Here is a 26,011-nt window from a genome sequence, read left to right on the forward strand (position 1 = left end):
ACGGGTACATGCGCTATTCGCCTTTACGAATTTGGGACTCCTTTCACTGTTATATGACAGATCTAGTATAATTGTAATCATACTAAACTATATTATACTAAATCGATGTAATGAATGTAAAGAATATAGGCTCTATGAAAGCACGTAACACAAGTTAAGCTTTATTTTCTTATACCAACTATCACCTACTACATCAATTCATAAATTACTCATATAATATCACTATACTACACATTATATTAATTTTATACAATCATATTTATTAAAATTTACACAATAAGTATTTGTTGTCAGGAGAGATTAAAGTGAATACATCTAAACATAAAACACATAATAAATCTGTATCTACAAAACACAAACATTCCTATAGAAAATTGCGTCGTTGGGTACTCCCTGCCATATTAGGTGCAGCCCTCTCTACATTGGCCTTTCTTCCAACCTTTGCGCAAGAAACACCAAGTGTTCCACCAACTGGGAATCCACCTATGAGTGCACCTAATGGTCCAACACCAAAGGCAGAAGCTAATCCTAATACTTTCACAGGTACTACTGTAGTAACAGAAAATAAATCTATTGCTCATGAATTGATGTCCAATACAACATCTGATCAAAATGCTTTTATCGGTAAAAACAAGGCTATCGTAAATATCGAAAACAGTGTATTCGACAAAACAGGTAACACAACCAGCGATGACAACAGTAATTTTCATGGTCAAAATGCAGTAGTTCTGGGCATCGACGGTAGCCAAATCAATATCAAAGGCAGCAATATTACATCCAATTCCAATGGTTCAAATGCTGTATTTGCCACTGGTGAAGGTTCTGTCATCACAGTAGAAAATACTAATATTCATACCAAACGCAATTCCTCTCGTGGTTTAGACGCTACCTATAAAGGCACTGTAAACGGTAAACATCTTACAATTACAACCGAAGGGGCTCACTCCGCTACATTAGCTACAGACCGTGGTGAAGGTACGATTACTGCCGAAGCTGCCAAACTAACGACATCTGGCGAAGGTAGCCCTATCATCTACTCCACTGGCAACATTACAGCTGACTACATTACGGGGGAAGCTAAAAATAGTGAAATTGGTGTTGTAGAAGGTAAAAACTCCATTACTCTTACCAACTCTAATGTAACAGGCTACAAAGACAATGGTTTTATGCTATATCAAAGCTTTTCTGGAGATGCTGAAAGCGGCATTGCACGCCTCAAAGCCGAAAATAATGCACTCACCTCTCACGCTACAGGCGCATTTATCTATGTAAACAACACCACTGCAGAGGTAGACCTTACTGGCAATGCTATCTCTACTCCCAATACTACTACACTAGTGAAAGCAGCGGCCGACTCCCGTTGGGGAAAAACCGGTGAAAATGGCGGTCACCTTACACTTCGCACCTCCAACCAAGCCTTAAGCGGCAATATTGTAGCCGATGCAATTAGCACCATTGCGCTAGACATGACAAATGGATCTAGCCTTGTTGGCGCTATCAACACTGACAATACTGCAAAAGAAATTACACTGAAACTCAGCAAAGATTCCACGTGGACACTTACAGGCGATAGCTATGTAAAATCTTTAACTAACGAAGACACAACAGGCAGTAATATTCACTTGAATGGATATAAACTCATGATAAAAAACAAACAATAAGAATAATAGGAGTCACCAAAGTAATGATGACTCCTATTATTCTTATTATATTATATCAATCCTAAATAGATTTAATAAATCTGATTTAGGGTTTTCTGATACCGCTTTATCAGAATAGTGTTTAATAATAGTTTTATATTCTGATGGTTCTACATTATCATAAAAAGCCATTTGTAAATATGTACTTGCTCTTGAGCATCCAACATATACCAATCGCTTATGAAGTTCATCATTAAGCTTATCTACATAAATATCAATAAGAAGTACTGCCTTAGCTTCTAATCCTTTAAATTTTCTTACAGATGTAAATAAAATGTGACTTTTCTTTGGAGTTGTAGAAATTGGAATTCCCCCAACACGCTTAATATTTTGCAATATACTGTTTTCAATACTACTCGTCGTCAAAATTACAATATCCTCAATTTTTAACTTATCTTCTATCATTCGAATTACAAAATTCGATACAATCCACATCAACTCTTTTGCGTTTTGATAAAAAGAACCTTTGGGAATTATACCGGATAAATCATTGACATAAATATCTTCCTTTATATTTTCGACAGTGGTACCAATAGTACGAGCAATTTCTGCAGTATTCCGACAGTTCTTATATAAGACTAAACGACAATCACCATATGTATCCAACCAGCATGTTGATTTATGCATCATAATATATTGATTCTTATCATAAAATACATAAAAATGACCATTTAACATATCTGTTAATATCGAAATATGTTCAAGAATAGATTCCGGAATATCCTGACCTTCATCAATAACTACATGATCATAAGGCCATAAACAGTCATCATATTCATTCAAAAAATATTCAATAAACATCGGGATAATTTCTGAAATTGAATATTCTTGTTGTGGCATTAACTCCTCCGCAAGAGAACGGACATTGTGAAATATAATACTACTCTGTTTATAATGCTCCTGTAAATAAGACAATAAAAACTCATTAAAGCAAAGATATAAGACCTTTTCACCCTTACTTGCAAGTATTTTAGCTTTCTCTATAGCTAGCATTGTCTTACCCGTACCAGCAGGTCCATGAATAACAGCAGTAGGTTGCTCCTGTAAAAAATATAATATAGATGCTTGTTGTCTGTTCATTAGAATAAAACTACGCTTAGCCTCTAATGCAGTACTAGCGACGGACTCCACGATTCTAAAATTAGGCATTAATAACTTGATTACATCTTTAAAATCATGCATACAAAGCTCTGTTTGCCTAAATCCAAGATTTTCTTTCCAGTATAAAAACGCTTTATCTAAATCTTCTGATGGGTTAATTAATGAACCTACATCAAATATAATATCGCGATTAACTTCTAAGGGTAGTGTAATTTTATCATGAATAGATACTGATGGAAACCATGCCGCACGCCCAATTACAGGCATTTGCCCATGATAATGTTTACGTAAATAGTTCTGAATCCTAAATTGACTTTCTGCAGCTTGACCTAATGGGTCAATTATTTTATTTTCTTTTGTATAACGATTCGTTTGAACCCAATTACCATTGCAATACGAGATACCTCCAGTTTTAACTTCAATAGACAAGATACCTTTTTTAGGGTGCAAAACAACAAAATCTGCTTCGCCTTCACTCCGCCGTTGGTTAATTTCACCTAACCAATGGTAAGAATGGAAAATAATATACTCATTATTTAATTTTGAGAACGCCTCATATACAAGGCGTTCTCCTTCACTAGAATGAAAACCATTTATTATCGTAGGATAAAATTTAGCCATATTTTATACTATATTAAATCTTCTTTCTATGTATTGTTTCATACTGTTTGCAATAAATACAAGTTGAGAATTAGGAGCACTTCTATATACCTTACCTGAACTCTCTTGCCAAATAACAATCCCATCTACATGTGTATCCTCTATCACATAAAATCTATGAGGTATATTCGGATTCAAATTCCAGGCCTCTTTTGTTACTGGTACAACATGTCTATATTCTGAATTAGCAATTCCAGTTAACTCAATCCCTTCTGCAATAATTGCCCCAAACTCCCTCAAATACTGTTTAAATTCATCAGCAAACGTCAAATCCAATTCTTCTTCAGCACTATTAATCATTTCTTCTGTTGCTTTTTTTAATGAAAGAAGGTCTGGCAACGAATTAATTGTAGTAGTTATATCAGTTTTCATCAATCTACTCCTTTATAGTTTCACTTCTTGTTTTCCAATGACTCTTACGCTCTTCATCCCAAGTATTACCCTCACCATGAACTTCTGTTACTTTTGTATTATCATGCCATAGAGTCTGATTTTTCTTACCATCTACATATTCACCTGTCCGATGCTCTTCTATTGACAATTCGACAAGAGGAGAATCCGCTTTTTGCCCAAGATGATGTAATTCTAATGGCTTTCTAGTTTTTTCATCAATAGGTGCTAAGCCCCTCTTTATACGATCTCTATTACTAATTCCATCAGCATCTGTATAATCTAAATTGATATCTTTCTTAATCAAACATGGCCGTCCATTAATCTCAACCTCTACAAGATCTGCATCTTTTAAAATCTCATATTGTCTCATATTTTCAATATTATCAATAATTTCATCAGACCAACCTGTTTCTGATTTCACTTTAATCTTTTCGTCTTCAGTCAACTTTGAAAGTAATGGATCAGAAAATTCAATATTATTTATTTCAACGTTATCCACTATCCCCTCTTCGTTCTGAGTATTTAATGCAGATTGCCAAATAATATTCTCATCATCAAAGATATAGTTTAATTCTTTAGGTGCGGTAGTAAAAATATATTCTGAATCTATCTCTCCTATCGATTTTTGAATAGTTTTACTCAAATCGATTTCATTGAGTTCTGAAACATTTTGTGTCTGTTCAAAATCATCCAATCTAATATTATTAGTATTTATCATATTCAGACATCCCATCTCGTATCTCCATTAAACCTCTATATATACGACTCTTTTCTGTTTTTGAAATAACTATAAAATAATTATCTATAGTCCCCATTAAATCTAAGTTTTCAATTTTATCCTTAGCAATCAAACTCATCACAATAAATCGTCCATATAATAAAATATCTCGTTTATAAGACTTTTCCAATAAGTTTTTCAACCTAACAATGGCTTCATCAGTACGTAAATTCAATACATCTTTTATAGTAGAAGCTAAATCACCTGATGGTAACTGTTTTACTGAATAAATACCAGTTACAAGTAACTTTAATATTGATATAAATAAATAATCTCTAATAAGAATTCTAATATTATCGCAGAATAATAATGATAACGACTTCCGATTAGCTATTTTTACTAAATCTACAAATATTTGTTCTATTGATAATTTTATATTTTCTTTTGACTCTACTAAAATTGTATTAAAAAAGGCAATAATCAAACGCTGCACTTTTATATCATCATCAAATGCTCTAGTGACAGTACTCAAATTCAATAAATTAAATCTATTATAATTATAACCATATATATCTTCATCAGTTATATATCTGTTCAATCCTGAAAAATCTCCAGATTCATCAACTGTAGTATTCTCAATTTTAACACGCGTAGGATTAGACATGCCTTCTCTATGACAATATCCATACCCAGATTTTAAAGTCCCTAACTGTATAGCATCTTCACTAAGCATACCAATAGTATTAGCCATCACATTCTGATCATCCTTTGATACAAGGCGTTGAACTACTTTATTGGATGAATTCTTTATTACATCAGGCGCCAATTTTGATGGAATTTGCTCCGCTACAATAACACCTTGACCATAAGATCGCATCTCAGCAAGAATATTAACAAAATGTTCTACAGCCTTGCCTTTCGCATTCCCATTAAATTCCGAATTTACTTCTGGTACTGTGTTTTTTAATAAGCGATGAGCTTCTTCAATAACTAAAAGATGTTGTAAGCCTTCACTATAAAATCCTTGCAACTCTTTTTTTATTTTTCTATATTCATTGACAAAAATAATAAGAAGTCCCACTCCAAAAGCTTTATCTGCATCATCAGCTAAATCTTCAAGTTCAAATACAACACGTTTATTTAATAATTGATCAAAATTTATACATTCTGATGTATTAAATGTATAGCCTTTAGACCCATAACATAGATTTTCTATGCGAACTAGCATTGCGGACTTTATATTATCTAAAATTTCACCTTTATATTCAAGTTCATCTTCTATATAACGAATTATCTCATTTTTTAAATCCTGCATAGTTGGAAATAAATAGCGATGTGCACTGTTTTGATATTGTTCAAAAATATATTGTTCATCATATAAATACAGTTCTGAATCTAAATTTACCAATAATGGATGACAACCTAATGTTAAATCCCAACCTTTCTTCTGATAAATTGAATAGAGACATTTTTCTAATATATATGGCATAGGTCCATATAATCCAAACGATGCATTGAATAAGTCTTTTAATAAATCAATATGACTCTGTAAATTAACTCCTGGCATGATATAGAAAGGATTGATTTGTGGGCAATTAAGCTGTGGGTTTCCCATCGTATATATTCCATCTATATCTACATCACTAAAGCTTCTATACTCTTTTTTGGCTGACTCTATAACTAAAAAAGGCATACCAGCTTCATGTAGTATCTTTTTTACAGTTGTAGTCTTGCCACTACCTGTCAGTCCACAAATAAAAGTATGTTTATTCAAATCACGTTTACTAAAAGTAAATGGCATATTATTTAAAATACGACTACCATCTAATAAATATCCAATTTTAATATCATCTTTTTCAGTAGACGAGCGAACTAGAGGATATGATTTTTCATAACGTACTTCAAAATCAGGAACACTTTCAGTTGGTAATGTGCATAATAAGCCTAACTCTGTTGAAGTTAAAGAAGAACACAATGGATTTTCTTCATAACTATTAACTTTATATCCGTTCAAGAATCTTGGTATTTGAATTAATTCTCTACTCTCTTTATCAATTGTAAATGTAATCATAGGTAATTGCTCTATGCTAGGTTTTGAAAGTTCCCCTAACAAGCAAGCTTCTATAACTTTTTTTGCATCTAAAGATAATGCAGAATATGCGATTGATACTTCCCACATACCGCAAGATCGGCCTATTTTCATTCTATTTATAGCGGTATCAGCATACGACATTAATTCCAATGCAAAGCCATTTTGAATGTCTCTTGAAATAGATTTATTCTCAGATATAGTTTGTCCTATACTTTCACTAATTGTTCTACTAGTGCTATAAGATTCTGTCTTTCCAGCACCCGCTACAATACCTAGTGCATTTCCGATAAGACCACCTAATAGCATACCTGTCGCAGTACCAATTACGGGGACTACTGAACCTATAGCAGCACCTCCAGCAGCTCCAAGCCCTCCCAATATATGTCCACTCATATTAGCTTTACTAATAGATTCAGACTCCGAGTTACTTGTACTTACAGTTTTAGAATTAGATGTACCAAATGAATCCGCCATTGTCTGTTTACTTAGAGCGAAAGCTCTATCGCGAATATTAATTAAACCAGAGATTCGATTTTCTGTCGATACACGAGGAATAGGTTTTGCTAAAAATAAAAGTGTATAAGATTTTCCATTTAAAGTTCTTAGTATAGAGGATATACTAAATTTTTGTTTTTCACCATCAATATTTATCGTAGGAATTCCAGCTAGTAAACCATAATAATTCTCTTCTGATACATTCTCAACAAATTCTGGTCTATAATGCTCAAGTTCAATCCCAGTTAAACACCCTTCAGTAATGGATTTTACATTATCACTATCCCCCAAAACACCAATTACTATATTAGCAATCCCATCCTGACTAATAATTCCATATGTAATTGGAACAGCTAAAGAATTCAAGCTAATAAATAGTTTTTCTATTTTTCCATTAAGTTCCTCTCCAACAAAATTTATTTCTTCAGTAGTGCAAGATACAATTTTATAAAATGTCATATTTTTTATCAGAGCAGAACTTTTATCTTCTAAATACTGTTCTATGTTATTCGGACTTATAGTATATGCAGGAGACACTAATTGCAAATATTTAAAAGTATCATCACTAAGAATATTAATTTCTTTAGATAGTTTATTAATTTCATTGCTATTCATTTTAGACCTCATGTAATGCAAATGAAGACTCAAAATCGTCTAATCTTTCATAAAATTCGCTTTCAACACAATTCAAGTTATGAATAAATTGCTCTTTTAAATTTAATAAATATGATGATATTGCCCTTTTAATTTCTTGTTTTTCTACTTTATCTTTTATAATAAAATGATCTAATAGTACTGCAGCTACCAAAGAACTCATTGTAGGAATAATTATATATCCCCCCACCAAAGTCCCCATTACAAATTTTATAAATCCCCCACTAATTGTAAATACCCCTAAAGCAACTCCACCATCATATATAAATCTTTTATTATTATTAACTTTAAAAATCACCTTTTCTGGCAACTGGAATTCAAACTTTTTCAACAATACATCTGTTAACTCCAAGCCCAAGAACTTGTTTTGTAACCTAATATCCATAGGGTCCATACTACTTAAATATTTCTTGGAGGCCATATATAATAAATCACTCATCATTGATTTACTTCTACAAGATAATTCTAAAGAGACAATATTATATATTTCATCATTAATCGTCTTTAAGTCAATAGATAAGTCTACAATTTTACAAGACTTTTCAAACAAATCCGAGAATAGAGCATTAATCTTTGTAACTATAGTATCACTATACATATTATAAAATCCCTTTCTCAATAGTCATTAAATCTCCTTGTACTCCCTTTAAGAAACTACAAAATAACTCTATTTCTTCAATATATTTCATTATTTCACTATTCTCTACTTTTATTTCATTAATCTCTTTCAATTCATTAATCTTATTCTCAACATTATTATTTAATTCAGACTTATACTCCTTAATTGCATGAGAGACAAAGTTATTCAACTCAGCTACTAATCTACCTCTTATCTCATCAAGTCTTTTATCAATATTATCAGAAAACTTTTTGAAATATTTTTTCTGGGAAAATCTTGATTCATATTTTGCATCTGAAAAGGTTCCAGCCTCTTTTATTTTAATTAATTCTTGAGCATCTTCTTTACTTAAATTTTCAATATTTTCAAAGTTAATTGATTCATAATCAGGCTTTATGAAATCAATCAGATTTAGATTTTCTGAGATTGATTCTAATAAAGCATTACAATCCTTTATCACATCTCGTTGAATTCTCTCAGAAATCTCTTTACATTCCTCTATAGTTTCTAATGAAAGAGATTTTAAACGATCAACAGAGCCTTCTTCCTCTGGGTTTAATAAAGCTTTATTACTTTTATACTCATGAACTATAGTATCAGCAGCCTTCTTTATTTTGCCATTTTCATCACCAATATAATTATTCTTAATATCTCCAGTACCACGCCAGATTCTATTTTCAATCCGCTCCTTCTCGGATTCTAATTCTTTTATTTTAGTCTCTATATCATTAGGATTCTTTACTTTTTTTCCCCAAGATTGAATCTGATCATCAAATTCTTGATATAATCCATCATATAAACGAATTATAGATTTTAAAACATCTTTTAATAATATATAATGCGACTTTCTCCCAAACTTTTCTAATAGACTATAAACACTTCTAAATCTAGATTTGGACTCTAAGGAAGAAATAAAATCACTCATACTCCCATTTGCATATCCACCTATTGTATTGTAATACGATAGTTGTATAAAATCCTCCAGTTCTTTTGAGTCAATTAATTCTTTTACTTTATTATGTACATCGTTAATCGTCGCCAATGAGTTAAAAATCTTTGCTGAAATTTCAGCTTTACTATCTACAAACAATATATTTTCTTTATTCAATTGCTTGAATTGCTTATAAGCTTCCTCTTGTAAACACATAAAATCATTTTCAGGCATTTGAGCTACACGAGTAAACACCAAAAAAAGTGCTTCTTTATTTCGTCCAATAATTGTATTATTCACAAATTGAGAAAACTGAGCTGACTCTATAGCTTGTCCAGTTATAGGTTTCAAAAAAATAATTGCGTTAGCATCTTTTATATACTTTGTTGTTACCTCAGAAACCCCACCTTTTGCACATACACCAGGACTATCTATAATTTCAATACCTTTTAATGACTCATTTAAAGGATAAAAAATCTCAATTTTAGTTACTATATTAAACCAATTATCTTTATGTTTATTTATATATTCTTTAATTTTATTGTTATATTTATCTAAAGATAACTGATAGATATTAGCAGCTTGAACTGACTCAGATGCAATCAAATTATCAATATCACTCTCCAGTATATTTATTTTTTTATTTTTATTATTAGCCTTCCTACCTGCTTTTACTAATATTTCTTCATTAATTGTAGGCACAGGAATATCTCTATAATTATCATCTAATGCAGCATGTTTCCTCAAAAAAGATTTAACGGCTTCTGGTTCATTAACTACTTCTATCCTACCATCAGCATAAGTTGCAACCAGCTTAAATTTATTAGCATATTTTATTTCAAGTAAAACACTAGTACACTGCTTCACATCTACAGGCAATAAATCTATGCCTAAATATGCATTAATAAATGTAGATTTCCCACTTTTCGCTTCTCCTGCTACTATGATTTTAAACTTATCTTCTTTAATCTTCTCTATATCAGCCTGAATTTTATTTATAAGCCCCTCTTTTCTCTTCAATGGATTACTTATATTTATATTCTTATAATATTCCAAAACCTCCTGCAAAAAAATTTCCATATCATTATAAATTGATAAAACTTCTTCTTTCTTTTTTTTATAACTAATTACCATGTCTCCGTGCTCCTTCATATTAAATTCATGAATCTTCTATGGCTAAATTATAAGTTACATAATACTATCAGTCAATATGCTCTAGATTTGACGTGACAAAACTTACACATCTATATTTCATTAAACTTTATAAGTAAAAAATCCTGTATAGATGCTATCTCATCTTTTACAAAGATAGTACCTATACAGGATTTAATAAATTATATTTCTTAATCTTATTCAGCCAACCCTTGTTCTCTTCCGATAATATCGGCAATTTCTTGACATAAGGATTGTAATGCTTCTTGGTCTGGACCTTCAGCCATTACGCGGATGAGTGGTTCTGTACCGGATGCACGTACCAGTACGCGACCTTCGTCACCAAGTTCACCTTCAGCTGTTACGATAGCAGCTTTGATGATATCGTTTTCTTCCCAACCAGTCTTTGTAGCAACACGAACGTTCACAAGAACTTGTGGGTATTTTGTCATGATGCCAGCCAATTCAGAAAGTGGTTGGCCTTTTTCTTTTACAAGAGCCGCCACTTGAACAGCAGTCAACATGCCATCACCAGTTGTGTTATGATCGAGGAAAATAACGTGACCAGATTGTTCACCGCCAATGGAAAGGTCGTGTTCACGCATATATTCCAATACATAACGGTCACCAACAGCAGTGGAAACGGTTTTCATACCGAGTTCTTCAGCCGCTTTGTGGAAGCCGATATTACTCATAACGGTACCAACTACAGTATCGCCTTTGAGTTTGCCTTCTTCTTTCAATTTTAGAGCACATAGTAGCATAATTTGGTCTCCATCGAGGACTTGACCTTTTTCGTCTACTAACAAGCAACGGTCAGCATCGCCATCATTGGCAATGCCTAAATCAGCATGGTGTTGTTGAACAGCTACTTGCAATCCTTCAATATGTGTAGAGCCACAGTGATGGTTAATATTCAATCCATCTGGATTTACATTGATATTGATTACTTTAGCACCAAGGCCAGACAAAATTTCTGGACCTACACTAGAAGCGGCACCATTAGCACCATCATAAACGATAGTCATACCTTCGAGGGATGTATCTATAGTATGGCGAACAAAGTGAGCATAGTGATGTGCAAGATTTGCATTATACTCTACATGACCAATGCCAGCACCTGTAGGACGAGGTAATTCATTATCTGCACTTTGACGTACATATACTTCTAATTGATCTTCCACTTCGTCTGGTAATTTAAAGCCACTACCATCAAAAAATTTAATACCATTATCTGGGAATGGGTTATGAGATGCAGAAATAACAGCGCCCGCATCAAAGCCTTGTTGTTTTACTAGGTAGGCTACAGCAGGTGTAGGAATTACGCCTGCCATAACTACATTACCACCTACAGAACAAATACCAGATGCCAATGCACATTCCAACATGGATCCAGAGATACGCGTATCTCTACCAATTAAAAATGTAGGATGTTCTTTTTCTTTACCAAAATGTGTTGCTGCTGCACGTCCCAAATGGTATGCCAATTCAGGTGTTAAAAATTCATTAACAACGCCACGTACACCATCAGTACCAAATAATCGAGCCATATTTTCCTCCGTCTACAAACGAATGTATTTCTATCTATGTTGTGTGTATTATATCACACGAGTTTGTACTATTTATAAAATCAAGTAGACTTTCACAAAATTGATACATATATATCTATGTATGAAAGTATCAAGCATTAGGTTTAGCATACATGCTCATACAAGCAATTGCTGTTTCTGCACCATCTAAGGCAGCACTCATGATACCACCTGCATAGCCAGCACCTTCCCCCATTGGGTAAAAGCCACCCACCGTAGTGGATACACGATTATCATCACGGCCCATACGAAGAGGTGAGGATGTCCGTGTTTCAACGCCAGTCATGCAAATATCAGGATGATCAAACCCTTTGATGCGGCGTCCCCAATACGGTAAAGCTCGCTCTAAAACAGCGGATACATACTCAGGTAAGCATTGATGCAAATCACAATCTACAATATGAGGCTCATAGCTATGAATAGTACTTTCAACAGATGGCGCATCAGATTGCCCCAAGAAAGCACCCACCGTTTGAGCTGGTGCATTGTAGTTTGAACCACCTAACTCATATGCTTTGCATTCCCATTCCCGTTGAAAAGCTACGCCATCTAATGGATGTGTGCCAAAATCATCAGGACCTACGTTCACGACGATAGCACTATTAGCCACGCCACTATCACGCGCATATAAGCTCATTCCGTTGGTTACAACCCCACCTGGTTCAGATGCAGATGCTACCACTTGTCCACCAGGACACATGCAGAAACTATAAGCTGTACGCCCCGATTTCTTATCATGATATACCAAGGAATACTCCGCAGCACCTAGACCTAAGCTCTTCGGATCCACACCATACTGAGAATGATCGATAACTTCTTGTGGATGTTCAATACGAACACCAATAGCAAATGGCTTAGCTATCATATCGATACCGCGTTTAAATAGCATCTCATATGTATCTCGGGCACTATGACCAACGCCAGATAAAACCAACGTTGTATCAATACGCTCAGATCCATTCACCTCAATACCGACTATACGGCCATCATCAATGAATACATCTGTCACTTTAGCACCGAAGCGTACCTCACCGCCCCACTCAATAATGCGCTCACGCATAGCTTTTACCATATGACGCAATTTATCTGTTCCTACATGAGGTTTATGTTTATATAAGATTTCTTCAGGTGCACCAAACTCTACAAAATATTTAGAAATTTCATGCAACCGCGGATGTGTAACGCGAGTAGTCAACTTACCATCAGAAAATGTGCCGGCCCCACCTTCACCGAATTGAACATTCGATTCCGGTTTAAAGGATCCCGTTTTCCAAAATGTTTCCACATCCTTTGCACGCGTATCTACATCCTGCCCTCGTTCCAACACGATAGGTCGATAGCCTTCACGGGCTAAATAAAAAGCAGCCATCATACCTGCTGGACCAAACCCCATGACAACAGGTCTATGTGCGAGAGGTCTGTCACCAATTACAATCGGTTCAGGGTCCTCTGGTGTAAACAAGGTAACATCCTTTTGCTTACCTAATTTTTTAATAAGTTTTTCTTCATGTTGCGCCTCTACAAAAAGAGTATATACAAATACAATGTTAGGTTTTTTACGTGCATCTACAGCCCGTCTCACAACATGTATCCTTTGTATATGCCCTTTTAATTGAGGGTATTTCTTTTCTACTATGTCTTCAATTGTAGCCTTTACAGTGACAGCTACGCGAAGATTTATTATTCTTATCATATCTATGCTTTTCTTTGTATATCTACTGTTACATGAACCGTAGTCACCTTACTTGTAAGACCATCAGGAATTACTAAATTATAGGTAGAATCGATAGGTGCTGTAGCATTACTAATATCAATAGCTTCTGTTTTTAATTCAGAAACAGCATCCACCATTTCTTCACGTCCTGTAATTGTTATTTGTACAGGTTGAATCGTAATTCCTTTAACTTCATAGCCGTCCGCTACTTGACCTATAGTCGTCGCCGATACAGGTACAGCTTTATCTTTTCTAAGTAAGTTTAGTTCGTACTGTGCTTGACCTTGTGTTGGACTGATATTCACACTAAGCACATTTCCCGCATTATCCCAAGCTTCTAAATCGGCTACAGCACTAAAGTTTTTAGTTTGTCCAGCTACATTAACCTTCATTACTACACGTGTTGCTGCCATTACTTGTTGTTTACGACCAGATACCGTTACTTCCTTAGGAATCACTGTAACTGACTTCAAGGCTACATTATCTGGAATTTGACCTATTGGTACAATTTCAACAGGTAGTTTTTTTGATGCATATTCATCTACATTAATCGTTACCGTATCAGGCTTAACCTCTACTAACGTCATACCCGATGGTGGATTAAAACGAATCGTTACATTATTTTGACCAGTGGTAACACCAGATGCATCAATATAGGCCTTAAGGTTTTCAGATTTTAAATTAATAATCGTATCACGCGGTCCACTAAGCGTAACACGAACAAATTGTGGTGTATCTTCAATAATATAATTAGATGCTAAATTTTGCACCTGTACAGGTACCGTATAAGAAACCTCCATCACAGGGTTTTGGTCACGCATGATGAAAAACCACATGACGATGGCTGCTAATAATGAAAGTATTTTTGCAGGCCAGTTACGTTTTAAGTGAATCATCATCTCTTGCCACCCCATTTCCACATACTCGTAATATTTTGACGAGGTCTTTCCATAAATGTACGAAGAGCCTCTTTAATTTGGTCTTCTGGCAAATGACGATAAATATGACCACCATATGTGTACGAAATAACGCCTGTTTCTTCACTGACAACAACGACAACAGCATCCGTTTGTTCAGATAAACCAATCGCTGCACGGTGACGAGTACCAAGTTCAGTGCTCAATGTACGATCCTCTGTAAGTGGTAACAAACAACCTGCAGCCTGAATACGTCCATTACGAATAATCATGGCACCATCATGAAGTGGCGTACTAGGAACGAAAATATTTTTAATCAGTTCCCGACTCAGTACCGCATCAACAATAATACCTGTATCGATAAAGTCATTTAATCCTACTTCACGTTCAAATACTATAAGAGCCCCCGTATGTTCACGAGACATCACACGAGCAGCAGCCATCACTTCATTGATGGCCATATCCATTTCTTCTTCGTTTACATTCTGTGCTTTACTAAAAATACGTCCCCGCCCCAATTGTTCTAAGGCACGGCGTAATTCTGGTTGAAATACGACAGGCAAAGCAAAGAGAATAACCGTCATCCCCTGTTGAAGAATCCAGTTAATTACATACAAATTCATTACATGGCTTAATACATTCAAAATAGCCAAAAACAATAACCCTTTTAACAAGGCTACAGCTCGTGTATCCTTTAAGAGTTTATACATATAATAAATACCAATAGCAACCGTCAAGATGTCGATAACATCAAGGACCCTAAAGGTATGTATGAGAGCTTCAAAATGCATATTCGCAACTCCTTATACAAAATAATAAGGTACAACTATCATTTTAGCTGCACCTTATATTTTATCGTATTTTATGAGCACTGTAAATTTAAAACGAAGCTACACATTTTGTGTTTCAATCCACACATCCATGCAACCACCGCATACCATACCTTCTTTTACAGCTACATCATCATTTAGTTTTACTTCAATACGTCGATGTTGTTCTTTTTTCTTCATAGAATCAATAGCACTTAAGCGTATTTCATTTTCAGCTCGACCTCCACCGATAGTACCAAAAATAGATCCATCTGGAAATACGACCATCGAAGTACCTGCTTTACGAGGCGTAGAGCCAGCAGTATGAAGAATCGTAGCTACCGCTAGCGTTTCATTCGTGCGTTGACTCAAATATTCTACAAACTCACGATTCATGTGTTGCCACTCTCTTTCTACGTAAAAATTGACCTTGTTTACCACGTACGACTGCAAGATATTCACTTACAATAGATAATGCAATTTCCTCTGGTGTTTGAGCACCAAGATCTAAACCAATAGGAGCATAAATCATGTCTAACTCTTCTTGCGTCCAACCTTTAGATTTTAAATTCTCCAATGCATAATGAATGCGTTGTTGACTACCCATAACGCCCATATAAGTAGGCAATCGATCTCTCAATTGTTCCAAGCACGTATTATCAAATTCATGGGCTCTCGTAACAATAATAAAGCCATTATATTCATCAAGAGGTAACTTGTCTCTAAAATCATTCAAAGGCAAACATTTTCTTGTTACACGCTCATCAAAGAATTCAGGCACCACATACTCTGGACGATCATCAACTACTGTAACACGACAACCTATAAATAAAAGTAAGTCTGTAATAGCACGGCTCACATGGCCTGCCCCCAGTACAAGTACAGAGGGATCCTTTTCAACAGGTTCAACAAAACACTCTGTACTGCCAAACATACATAGAGCATTCGGCTTAATCGCCTTTGATGTAAAACCTTCTATTGCATCACCATATAAGACATCACCATCTTGAGTATAAATTGTCCTATCCCCTTGGCGAGGTCCCGATAAAACAGTCACCAAAAAGGTTGGTTCCATCACCTGTAGTCGGTCTTTCATAATATCATAAATGCTTTCCATCTCTATTCCTTTCATAGTCCCATGCAGTAACAGCCTCTAAAACACCGCCACCAACAGCTAGGGATTTATCAGAAATACTATAACAATGAGACTCCTCACAACGAGCATCTACATCCGCTAATTTAAAATGATCAGATACAATGAGACCACTTTTTAAAATACCTCGTAATATACCTGTAATTTTTGCACGTATTGGTTCTTCATCAACATAACCAATTACTTCATTAGCTTGTACCTCATCCCCAATATGGCGTTTTGCAGTAAACAATCCACTCTTTGGAGAATGTATCACACGTTCATGAGTATAACCACCTACGTTACCAGGGATTCCCGTGTTAGGTTCTGCTTCGCCATCATAAATACAACGGCCTAAATGATGACCACGCATAGTTTCAATCACTACATTCACATCACGACCTGCACTAAATCCAGGACCTACACCGATAACAAAAGGTGCATCGAGTCTCGTAGTCCCTAAGTTCTTTTTAGCCAAAATGGCATCGACAACAACATCTGGATGCAGTTGTTCTAATAGCTCTTCATAGGACGATGTAACAACAGGAATCACTCCTTGTGCTAAAGTATCCTGAATTTCATCGATGCACACATGACGGACAACTAACCTTTCAAGAATCATTTCACCGCAATGAACAGCATTGCCATAACTAACCTCTCTACGAATCATAGTAGGTATAGCTATTTCATTAACCACTACAGGGTACCCTGCACGTCTCAATCTATAAATAGCACCGGAGGCGATGTCTCCGCCTCCGCGCACAAGTATTAAAGGTTTCATACACCCTCACTTTCACGATGTTGTAAATCGTTATAATCCTCTGGCGTATCTATATCAAATCCCCATTCAGGAATAATACTTACATATTCTACAAAATTATGCCCCGCACCGCGAATAATCGTTCGACCGCCTTGATCCCCCTCGATTTGTTGCAAAGCCTCAAACCAATGGGTCCCAAACAAAACGGGGTTCCCGAGATGCTGCGTAGGTCCATATTTAGGTACTACGATTGACCTATTAGTTTCATCCCTATGTTGTTGAAAGCTAGCGATAAGTTTTTCAATAACCATAGAATCTAGTAACGGTTGATCAGATACAGAGCATATAATACCATCTAAAGGGTACGTGCCAAATGTATTCATCAAGTATTGCACGCCTAATGCGATAGATGTACCTTGACCTAAAGCAGAAGAACTATTATGAGCAATGGAAAATCCATAACTGCTAGCAATACGGTCAATATCGTGGTCCCCACCTGTAACGGCAACCATAGGATAGTTTTCTAAATCCCATGAAGAATTACTTTGTTCCCATCCAACTTGTAATGCATGACATACAGCATCAAGGATGGTCTTTCCTCTCCAGGGGAGTAGTTGTTTATTTTCCCCCATTCTTCGCGACTGCCCTGCTGCTAACAGAACAATACCAATACGAGGACTTTCTCGTGAAAGGGCGCCCCCTAAGGAGGCGCTTTCACATGTCTTATATTCCATTTCGGTACCTAACGACATTGAATAATACGTCGAATTTCACAGCTAGCTTTATAGCCATCAGCCAATACAATAGCAGTAATATCACTATCCACAACATGACTGATAAAATCATCAATCATGCGATGTTGTACTGTATCATAGCCAGTACAAAACAAAATTTTCTTACCTTTGCTATACTGAAAAAGCCCTTGTTTATGAAGAACAATTTGAGCAAGCATATGGGGCGTTACAACGGCACCTTCTTCTCGACACACAATGGATTGCACTAATTCTAAATTATGCACATGATCTTCATCAAGTGATGCACCCAACATTTGAAGATTGACTACCCCTATAGTTGTCTTTGTGTGATTAGGGATAACAGGTTCTGTATGTTTAGGCGCCTTAAGCCATTTTTCCTTAGCACCATCTGCTTCTACGACAATTTGCCAATTAGGATGTAATGCACTAAGGCCATCGATACTTTCACAATCTACAGCATCAACCTTAGTTCTCGTAATACCACTAAACCAAGCCCCACAATACCCCTGTTGAATACGTTTTGTACAATACTCATCAACATGGTTAATGTCCTTTGTATAAACGGGCTCATATTGAGCCACTTGTGATTCATACAAATGTGTCGTAGTCGTTACTACAACAGGTTGTCCTTGCAATCTACCATACTCGACAAGCTTAGATAAAACCGTTGTTTTTCCGCCAGCACCAACCAATGCAACAATGCCGGGTTGAATAAGACGATTCCAATACTGCGTTTGTGATATCATAGCACGAGGCCCCCTTTAGGAATGAAGGAATAGTTATACTTTATATTTTTCGTCCATTCCCATAAATACCTTTTCTGGTGTCATAGGTAATGTACGAACATCCGCACCAACTGCATTTTTTACAGCATGTTGTATGGCAGGACAAGCTGTATTAATAACAATTTCACCAATGGATTTAACACCATATGCGCCACTTTCCTCATATGATTCAACAAAGGCTGTATGCACTTCACCAATATCCTGACGTGTAGGAATCTTATAGGTCATAAAATTATTAGTCTCTAACCGCCCATTACTAGAGTATCTAACATCTTCATACAAAGCCATACCAATAGCTTGCACCGCACCACCTTCAACTTGTACACGCGCTAATTTAGGGTTCACAACGGTACCACAGTCTACACAATTATACATATGTAGAGGTATAATGTGTCCCGTTTGTTTATCAACCTTGACTTCAGCAATAGATGCCATAAATGGTGGTGGAGACGTATGGCTACCCCAAGTTGCAAAACCCGTTAATTGTTCCGGTGTAGTTCCAACTAATAGCATAGGCGCTAATTCTTGAACAGATAACTGCTTAGCACCGTCCTTAGTTGTTCCAACCAATCCATCAAAATCGATTTCTTCTGGTTTAACATCCATAAATTGTGCTAATTTATTAATTATCTTTTCTCTCAACTCTTCAGCAGCCATCTTCGCAGCCGTCCCCGTTACATAAGTGGTACTCGATGCATAAGAGCCTGGATCGAATGGTACGATATCCGTATCAGATTCGATAACCGTCATAGATTCCATCGGGCATCCAAGGACTTCACAAGCCATTTGTGTAAGAATGGTATTTGCCCCCATGCCCATATCGGAAGATCCCGTATACAATGTATAGTTACCATCATCACCGAGACGAATTTCTACTGATGCCACATCGATATTAGCGACACCGGACCCCTGTAAAGCAAGTGCCATACCAAGTCCACCGCGATAACGTTCATCAATGTCCCAACTATGTGGTCGTTCATCCCAACGAGCCATTTCCTTAACTTTATTAACTGTCTCTTGGAATAGGCCAGAATCCATAATTTCATCAGGATCATAGACTAAGCTACGTTCACCAGCAGCAATCAAATTCTTTTGACGGAGCTCTGCTGGGTCAACACCCATTTCATCTGCTAATCGGTTAACTGCACACTCCAATGGCCATAAAGATTCTGTAGCCCCATAACCACGGAAGGCACCACCAGGTGTATGGTTCATATAAACCCCTTCTGTACCATAGTGCACAGCTTTTGCCTTATTATACAATGGTACAGATTTATGTTCCCCAGCTGTAGTTGTCGTAAAGCAGTGGGTTGCATGAGCCCCAGCATCAGTAATAGAATCCATATCAATAACTTGGATAATGCCATCCTTTGTAGCACCTACGCGAATATACCATTCACGAGCATGACGTGTGGTAGAACAAGTTTGTGCTTCCGTTCTATCATATAGTAAATAACATGGTTTTTGTAATTTCCATGTTACAAAAGCAGTCATCAATTCTGTACAAGCCGTTTGTTTGGAACCAAAACCACCACCAATACGAGGTTTAATAACACGAATCTTAGAGGCAGGAATACCTAGTGCCCGTGCGATATGACGACGTACATGGAACACGATTTGCGTGGAACTTACAATGACAATACGTCCTAAATGATCGATATAACCAAAGCTTTGAAATGGTTCCATTGCGGATTGACGTGTTGCTTGGTCAAAATAAGTGCCTTCTACAACATAGTCGCATTTCGCAAGTTCTGCTTCAATATCGCCAACACGTTTATGATACGATACACAAATATTACGTTTATAATCTTGTCCCACTGGAATATGATTAAGGATATCCTCCTCAGGATGAACCACTGTTTCATGGTCTATAGCCGTATGCAAATCAAGCACAGGTTTTTGAACATCATATTCCACCTTAATGAGAGGCATTGCCTTTAATGCTGTAGCTTCATCTTTAGCTACAACAAGGGCCACTTCATCGCCTACGTAGCGAACTACAGGATCGAGAATCAATGCATCATAAGCAGACGGCTCCGGATACGTCTGACCAGCTAGGGTAACCCGTGTATTAGGTACATCTTCATAGGTAAAAATAGCCTCTACCCCAGGGATTAATTTAGCTTTAGATGTATCGATAGATTTAATTCTCGCCTGCGCATGAGGACTGCGCAACACCTTAATAATGAGGGCATCTTTTGGTACAAAATCCCCTGTATAGGAAGGCTTACCACTCAGTATCCCCTTGGCATCGACTTTATCATAAGACTTACCAATGTGCTTCATTATAAACCTCCTTGTAGATACTTACGAACGCCTCGAAGTTGTGATTCATAGCCAGTACAGCGACAGAGATTTCCAATCAAGTATTCTCGAATTTCATCATCACTGGCATTAGGATTTCTACGCTTCAATGCGATGGCACTCATCATCATACCAGTAGTACAAAAACCACATTGGTCCGCCCCTTCAGATGCAAGGCAGTCAGCTAGTAAAGATGCATCTTCTTCCAGTCCTTCAAGAGTTATAATTGTATGACCTGGTGCACGGAATGTAGGGTACGCACAAGATAGTGTGATTTCATCATCTATCCAAACAGTACATAAACCACAGTTCGTCGTATCACACCCACAACGCACACTATAATAGCCTAAGTTGCGCAACGTAGTTAATAGCATTTCATCTGTTGGCACATTAACGGTTACGTTTTTATTATTAATATTCAATACTAATTCCATTATTGTGCCACCTCCTTAACTAAACGTCGAACCATGGCTTTAGCCATTTCTACACGGTATTCTTTTGAAGCATGTGAATTTTTTTGGAATACTAGCTCCTCTGATGCCACCTGTGCTGCGTCATCCAATGCAGCTACGCCTTTTTCTGAAAGCAAAGCACTCGCTTTTTCAGCCAATTGTGGAGCACCTGGACGCGTACCGATATAAACCTCATAACCTATATCATCATGGCGAATAGAACCTGTTAAATATGGGAAGTCACCACGAGAAATACGCAACGCTTCAACGGCAACAGATGCTTCCTGTTTTGGAATGCGAATTTCCACCAAAATGTCGCGTTCTCGATAATTCATATATTCCTTCATAGACATACGTCCACCTTTATGGGTTACAATATCTGCATGAACAGCCAACAAAGCGGGAATAATATCGGAGAAACCAAACTTACTAGCCACAGATCCACCCATAGTAGCCATATTTCTAAATTGGACACCTAAAATTTCTTTGATGCCGCGCACTACGGCACCACCACAAAATTGTTGTAATGGTTCAAACCGTTCTACATCGCCTTGAGTCGCCATGGCACCAATAACAAACTCATGATCTTCTTCACGAACATATCGTAAATCTAGTCCTGCCATGTCGATCACTGCAGGCCATGTACGACGACCTAACCGCAGCCAACACCCACCAGCAAGCATAGGTGCCATCTTATTTTTTACGGCCATTTCATAGGCCTCTTCCACCGTCTTCGGTTGTAATACTTTCAAAAAGGCTAACATAATCTATCCTCATAATGGTATACTAAAAATAATAATCAGCTTAATACATTTACCGTTAGTAATTTTGATATAAAACCTTTTATTTTAATTATATATATAATTGTAACAACTATTAGACTGTAAATCTATGACAAACAATATAAAATTACAAGAAGTTTGCAAACAATTACATATACCAGTAGTTGGTACCACATCATGGCCACTTCCCCCTGAAGCACGTGAAATCTTACGCGAGGCTAACCCATGTCCATTTACAGCAGCCGACTTAGAAACACGCTTAACGGGTACACCTGACTTTATGCCACGCAGCGCCATTGTCTGCCTATTTCCCTACCATGTACCATATGATGGTCCAAAAAATCTGTCTCGTTACACATGGGCTAACGATTATCATCTTGTCGTAACAAATTATTTGCAGAATCTCATAGATGAGTTAATGAATATAAATTCTAATGCATTATTTTCCATTCACTGCGATACAAGCCCATTAGCTGATCGATATATGGCCTATTTAGCAGGGCTTGGCTTCTATGGAAAAAACAAATGCTTTATCAATCCAATTTGGGGTTCCTATATTGTCATCGGCACTGTACTTACCACACTAGAATTTGAACCTAATTCTCCTCTGACAAATACTTGTATGGGCTGCAACCGATGCATTTCATCATGTCTTGGCCAATGTTTAAATACTGATGAATTCAAGTACTCCACTTGTAAAAGTTATTTAACGCAAAAAAAAGGTGATCTCACCGACGAAGAACAATCTATCATCAAGAAATCACCTTTACTATTCGGTTGCGATGTGTGCCAAGAGGTGTGTCCTCACAACAAAGATATACCTATAACCCCTATTGCAGAATTTCAATCCATTGAACCCTATGTAGACATCAACGAACTAGAATCACTAACAAACAAGGAATTTAAAGCAAAATACGGACATCGTGCCTTCTCATGGCGAGGAAAAAAGATAATATTACGAAACCATGAATATATCACTAAATCTTGATATCACTTCATAAGTACTAGTTCTAATACACCTTATATTTTGTAATAATTAAGTTTATCTAAGGACTGGCTCAAGGCTGGCACATATTCTTCAATAAACATATCTACTTCTGGCATATTAAGTGCTTTCAACTTCGCTAAGATTGTATCGTGAGCCTCTCTGAATTCATCATTTCCAGCATGTAATTCATTGACGCATTTCATATATGCAGACAAAGTATCTGCAGCTTTAACAATCGGCCATTCAGGCAATGTTTCGGCCTCTACAATATAAGGTTTGTATACAGCTTGTAATCGTTCTGGTAGTGTAGTTAACATTTTTTCCTGTGCTAAGGATTCCACTTCACCATACAAGGAGCGAAGTTTAGGATCAAAATATTTAATCGGTGTTGGCATATCTCCCGTAAAAATTTCACTCACTTCATGATACATGGCAATCACTGCCACTTTATTAATATCGAGGCTTCCGCCAAAATATTCATTTTTAAGGGCCGCCAAATTATGCGCTACCAGAGCTACTTCAAGACTGTGTTCTTGAATATTTTCAGTTTCCGTATTACGCATCAAGCTCCAACGATTAATAAAGCGCATCCGTTTTAAAAAAGCAAAAAATGAACTCATACATATCCCCCTTACAACGAAGGTCCCACCAGAAGGTAGGACCTTTTTTAGTATATATCACTTAATAACTGTCTTATTAAATGACACCTCGTAATTTAAACCCATAATCTAAGAATTGAACAGCCTCATTCCAACGATTATCATCATTGAGCATTACCACAATCATAGTATGACCATTACGTGTAGCGGATGCAATTAAACACTCTCCTGCTGCATTCGTAAAACCAGTCTTTAACCCGTTAGCACCAGGATATTTATTCCGAATAAAATGATTAGTGGTCCGAATTGTTTCTGGTGTACGGTTTTGATACGGCACCTTATAGTAGTCATTCGCCACTTTATCACGGAACATTTGATATTTCATACCATATGCAGCAATCAAAGCTAAATCACGCGCCGTAGAATGATGTCCCATTTGCGTCAATCCATGAGGATTAAGGAACACACTATTTTTAGCACCAGCCTTAGCAGCTATACGATTCATATCCTTAGCAAAATTCTCGACAGAACCACTTACATTTTCTGCTACAACAACAGCAGCGTCATTTCCACTGGCCACCATCATACCCTCTAGAACACCTTCCAAGGTAATTTGGTCCCCTACGTGTACGCCAAGATTCGATTCCTCCATGCTCGTCGCATAGGGGCTAATCGTTGCCAATTCATCTAATTGTGTGCCTTTTAACTCAAGAGCAGTCAATAAAGTTACCATTTTTGTGGTACTCGCTGGATGCATCCATTTATCTGGATTTTTAGCAAATAGAATTTCCTTAGTATCTGCATCAATAAGTACTACCGCTTCACCAACAGTTGATGGCGGCGTAGGGGCATCAGCACGAGCGACTGTGCCAATACACATGATGCCTATGAAAGCTAGCACCAATACAAAATATTGCCATATCGAACGCTTATTCATGATTAAATCTGTCATATACTTCTTCTTTCTAGTTCTAACTTCTAATTATTGTTTACATAAACTATAGTTCAACATTCGTTGCAGTCGCTTTTTTCTTTGTCTCTTTACGTTCACCTGTAGAAGTATCTACATTTTGTACATATACTACACGTTGCGGATAAGGAATATCGATGCCATGTTTATCAAAAGCATCTTTCACATCAGACATTATACTATATTGAACATCAATAAACTGATGTGTTTTAACTTCTGCAAACGCAGAAATACGCACAGAGTTCTCACCAAATTCAGATATACCAATCTCCATATATTTAGCATTCAAAATCCGTTTATCCCTAGCAAAAACATCCTTTAATACTTTAATAGCCTCATGATGATTGTTGTTATATCCAATATCAAATACGAACGGAATCATGCGTTCCTTCATATACGAATAATTAGTAACAGATTGAGATGTAAGGATAGAGTTTGGTATATACACTCTTTTTTTATCTTTTGTAGTGATAATAGTATACATAAATTGTATAGATGTAACACTACCTACTATATCCCCTACCTGAATAACGTGACCAGCACGAAAAGGCTTAAAAATTAAAATGAGCAAACCTGATGCTAAATTAGACATATTATTTTGTAATGCCAATCCAATACCTAAACCAAAAGCACCAAAAGCTGCCACAAAAGATGTTGTAGGAACACCTATTTGATTAAAACAAATCAACAGCAATCCCACGAGTAATACATAATTTATAATTTGAGTCATAAAACTCATCGCTGCCGAATCATAATGTGCACGAGACATAACACGGACCGCAAAAGCTTTAATCCAATGAATAATATAGCGGCCTATCACAAATATGATGAGTGCTAGTAAAATATTACTAGCTTGGCTCAAGAACCACTCTCGCAGCGTTAATAAGACATTAGCATCCTTAAATAACAGCTGTGAAGCAGCAGCTAAAAATTCGTACAT

At 36.5% G+C, this 26,011-nt stretch carries 23 protein-coding genes; 2 read left to right on the plus strand and 21 right to left on the minus strand.

All coding sequences use genetic code 11. From position 1 onward, the window contains the following. Nucleotides 1–305 precede the first annotated feature (305 nt). On the plus strand, nt 306–1,661 hold the full coding sequence (locus Q0E20_RS01125; RefSeq protein ID WP_295995063.1) for a hypothetical protein: 1,356 nt from the start codon (nt 306–308) through the stop codon (nt 1,659–1,661). A gap of 45 nt (nt 1,662–1,706) precedes the next feature. Here Q0E20_RS01125 and Q0E20_RS01130 read toward each other — a convergent pair whose 3' ends face one another. The 18 genes from Q0E20_RS01130 to Q0E20_RS01215 all read right to left on the minus strand — a co-directional run bounded on the left by Q0E20_RS01130 (nt 1,707) and on the right by Q0E20_RS01215 (nt 22,496). Then, nucleotides 1,707–3,422, minus strand: coding sequence for an NERD domain-containing protein (locus Q0E20_RS01130; protein ID WP_295995064.1), 1,716 nt, complete (start codon nt 3,420–3,422; stop codon nt 1,707–1,709). Nucleotides 3,423–3,425: 3 nt separating this feature from the next. Continuing rightward, the gene (locus tag Q0E20_RS01135) at nt 3,426–3,833 is read right to left on the minus strand and encodes an SMI1/KNR4 family protein (protein ID WP_295995065.1); all 408 of its coding nucleotides are present in this window, start codon (nt 3,831–3,833) and stop codon (nt 3,426–3,428) included. Between the two features lie 4 nt (nt 3,834–3,837). Continuing rightward, complete coding sequence (locus Q0E20_RS01140; RefSeq protein ID WP_295995066.1) at nt 3,838–4,572, minus strand: HNH/ENDO VII family nuclease; 735 nt, start codon at nt 4,570–4,572, stop codon at nt 3,838–3,840. Further along, nucleotides 4,559–7,774: an ATP-binding protein gene (locus Q0E20_RS01145; protein ID WP_295995067.1), complete on the minus strand. Its 3,216-nt coding sequence runs from the start codon at nt 7,772–7,774 to the stop codon at nt 4,559–4,561. The genes Q0E20_RS01140 and Q0E20_RS01145 overlap by 14 nt, the downstream gene beginning before the upstream one ends. Before the next feature lies 1 nt (nt 7,775). Next, nucleotides 7,776–8,411 (minus strand): hypothetical protein, encoded by a 636-nt coding sequence (locus tag Q0E20_RS01150; protein ID WP_295995069.1) that lies wholly within the window; start codon nt 8,409–8,411, stop codon nt 7,776–7,778. Nucleotide 8,412: 1 nt separating this feature from the next. Then, complete coding sequence (locus tag Q0E20_RS01155) at nt 8,413–10,497, minus strand: dynamin family protein (RefSeq protein ID WP_295995071.1); 2,085 nt, start codon at nt 10,495–10,497, stop codon at nt 8,413–8,415. Nucleotides 10,498–10,712: 215 nt separating this feature from the next. Then, the gene (gene glmM / locus Q0E20_RS01160; protein WP_295995073.1) at nt 10,713–12,065 is read right to left on the minus strand and encodes a phosphoglucosamine mutase; all 1,353 of its coding nucleotides are present in this window, start codon (nt 12,063–12,065) and stop codon (nt 10,713–10,715) included. 130 nt (nt 12,066–12,195) lie between these two features. After that, on the minus strand, nt 12,196–13,797 hold the full coding sequence (locus tag Q0E20_RS01165) for an NAD(P)/FAD-dependent oxidoreductase (protein ID WP_295995075.1): 1,602 nt from the start codon (nt 13,795–13,797) through the stop codon (nt 12,196–12,198). Between the two features lie 2 nt (nt 13,798–13,799). After that, nucleotides 13,800–14,717 (minus strand): YbbR-like domain-containing protein, encoded by a 918-nt coding sequence (locus Q0E20_RS01170; protein ID WP_295995218.1) that lies wholly within the window; start codon nt 14,715–14,717, stop codon nt 13,800–13,802. Further along, entirely contained in the window at nt 14,714–15,526 is an 813-nt protein-coding gene (cdaA, locus tag Q0E20_RS01175; RefSeq protein WP_295995077.1) for a diadenylate cyclase CdaA, read from the minus strand. Before cdaA ends, Q0E20_RS01170 begins: the two co-directional genes overlap by 4 nt. Nucleotides 15,527–15,625: 99 nt before the next feature. Beyond that, nucleotides 15,626–15,940 carry an XdhC family protein gene (locus Q0E20_RS01180; RefSeq protein ID WP_295995079.1) on the minus strand — a complete coding sequence of 105 codons (315 nt, stop codon included), beginning with the start codon at nt 15,938–15,940 and terminating at the stop codon, nt 15,626–15,628. After that, entirely contained in the window at nt 15,930–16,661 is a 732-nt protein-coding gene (locus Q0E20_RS01185; RefSeq protein WP_295995221.1) for an XdhC family protein, read from the minus strand. The genes Q0E20_RS01180 and Q0E20_RS01185 overlap by 11 nt, the downstream gene beginning before the upstream one ends. After that, nucleotides 16,645–17,457 (minus strand): selenium-dependent molybdenum cofactor biosynthesis protein YqeB, encoded by an 813-nt coding sequence (gene yqeB / locus Q0E20_RS01190; RefSeq protein ID WP_295995081.1) that lies wholly within the window; start codon nt 17,455–17,457, stop codon nt 16,645–16,647. The genes Q0E20_RS01185 and yqeB overlap by 17 nt, the downstream gene beginning before the upstream one ends. Next, the gene (locus Q0E20_RS01195; RefSeq protein WP_295995083.1) at nt 17,454–18,170 is read right to left on the minus strand and encodes a nucleotidyltransferase family protein; all 717 of its coding nucleotides are present in this window, start codon (nt 18,168–18,170) and stop codon (nt 17,454–17,456) included. The genes yqeB and Q0E20_RS01195 overlap by 4 nt, the downstream gene beginning before the upstream one ends. 8 nt (nt 18,171–18,178) lie before the next feature. Next, nucleotides 18,179–18,937 carry a selenium cofactor biosynthesis protein YqeC gene (yqeC, locus tag Q0E20_RS01200; RefSeq protein ID WP_295995085.1) on the minus strand — a complete coding sequence of 253 codons (759 nt, stop codon included), beginning with the start codon at nt 18,935–18,937 and terminating at the stop codon, nt 18,179–18,181. Between the two features lie 33 nt (nt 18,938–18,970). After that, a complete protein-coding gene (locus tag Q0E20_RS01205; RefSeq protein WP_295995088.1) occupies nt 18,971–21,262 on the minus strand; it encodes a xanthine dehydrogenase family protein molybdopterin-binding subunit in 2,292 nt (763 codons plus the stop codon). Then, entirely contained in the window at nt 21,262–21,714 is a 453-nt protein-coding gene (locus Q0E20_RS01210; protein ID WP_295995090.1) for a (2Fe-2S)-binding protein, read from the minus strand. Before Q0E20_RS01210 ends, Q0E20_RS01205 begins: the two co-directional genes overlap by 1 nt. Further along, entirely contained in the window at nt 21,714–22,496 is a 783-nt protein-coding gene (locus tag Q0E20_RS01215) for a xanthine dehydrogenase family protein subunit M (RefSeq protein ID WP_295995093.1), read from the minus strand. Before Q0E20_RS01215 ends, Q0E20_RS01210 begins: the two co-directional genes overlap by 1 nt. A 127-nt stretch (nt 22,497–22,623) precedes the next feature. On the opposite strand from Q0E20_RS01215, the gene Q0E20_RS01220 reads away from it, so the two are divergent. After that, nucleotides 22,624–23,502, plus strand: coding sequence for an epoxyqueuosine reductase (locus Q0E20_RS01220; protein WP_295995096.1), 879 nt, complete (start codon nt 22,624–22,626; stop codon nt 23,500–23,502). 32 nt (nt 23,503–23,534) lie between these two features. Here Q0E20_RS01220 and yfbR read toward each other — a convergent pair whose 3' ends face one another. The 3 genes from yfbR to Q0E20_RS01235 all read right to left on the minus strand — a co-directional run bounded on the left by yfbR (nt 23,535) and on the right by Q0E20_RS01235 (nt 26,011). After that, nucleotides 23,535–24,122, minus strand: coding sequence for a 5'-deoxynucleotidase (gene yfbR / locus Q0E20_RS01225; RefSeq protein ID WP_295995100.1), 588 nt, complete (start codon nt 24,120–24,122; stop codon nt 23,535–23,537). A gap of 76 nt (nt 24,123–24,198) precedes the next feature. After that, on the minus strand, nt 24,199–25,053 hold the full coding sequence (locus tag Q0E20_RS01230; RefSeq protein ID WP_295995103.1) for a D-alanyl-D-alanine carboxypeptidase family protein: 855 nt from the start codon (nt 25,051–25,053) through the stop codon (nt 24,199–24,201). 46 nt (nt 25,054–25,099) lie between these two features. Continuing rightward, nucleotides 25,100–26,011 (minus strand): mechanosensitive ion channel family protein, encoded by a 912-nt coding sequence (locus tag Q0E20_RS01235; protein ID WP_295995105.1) that lies wholly within the window; start codon nt 26,009–26,011, stop codon nt 25,100–25,102.

Source organism: uncultured Veillonella sp., assembly GCF_934230905.1.
Taxonomy (GTDB): Bacteria; Bacillota; Negativicutes; order Veillonellales; family Veillonellaceae; genus Veillonella.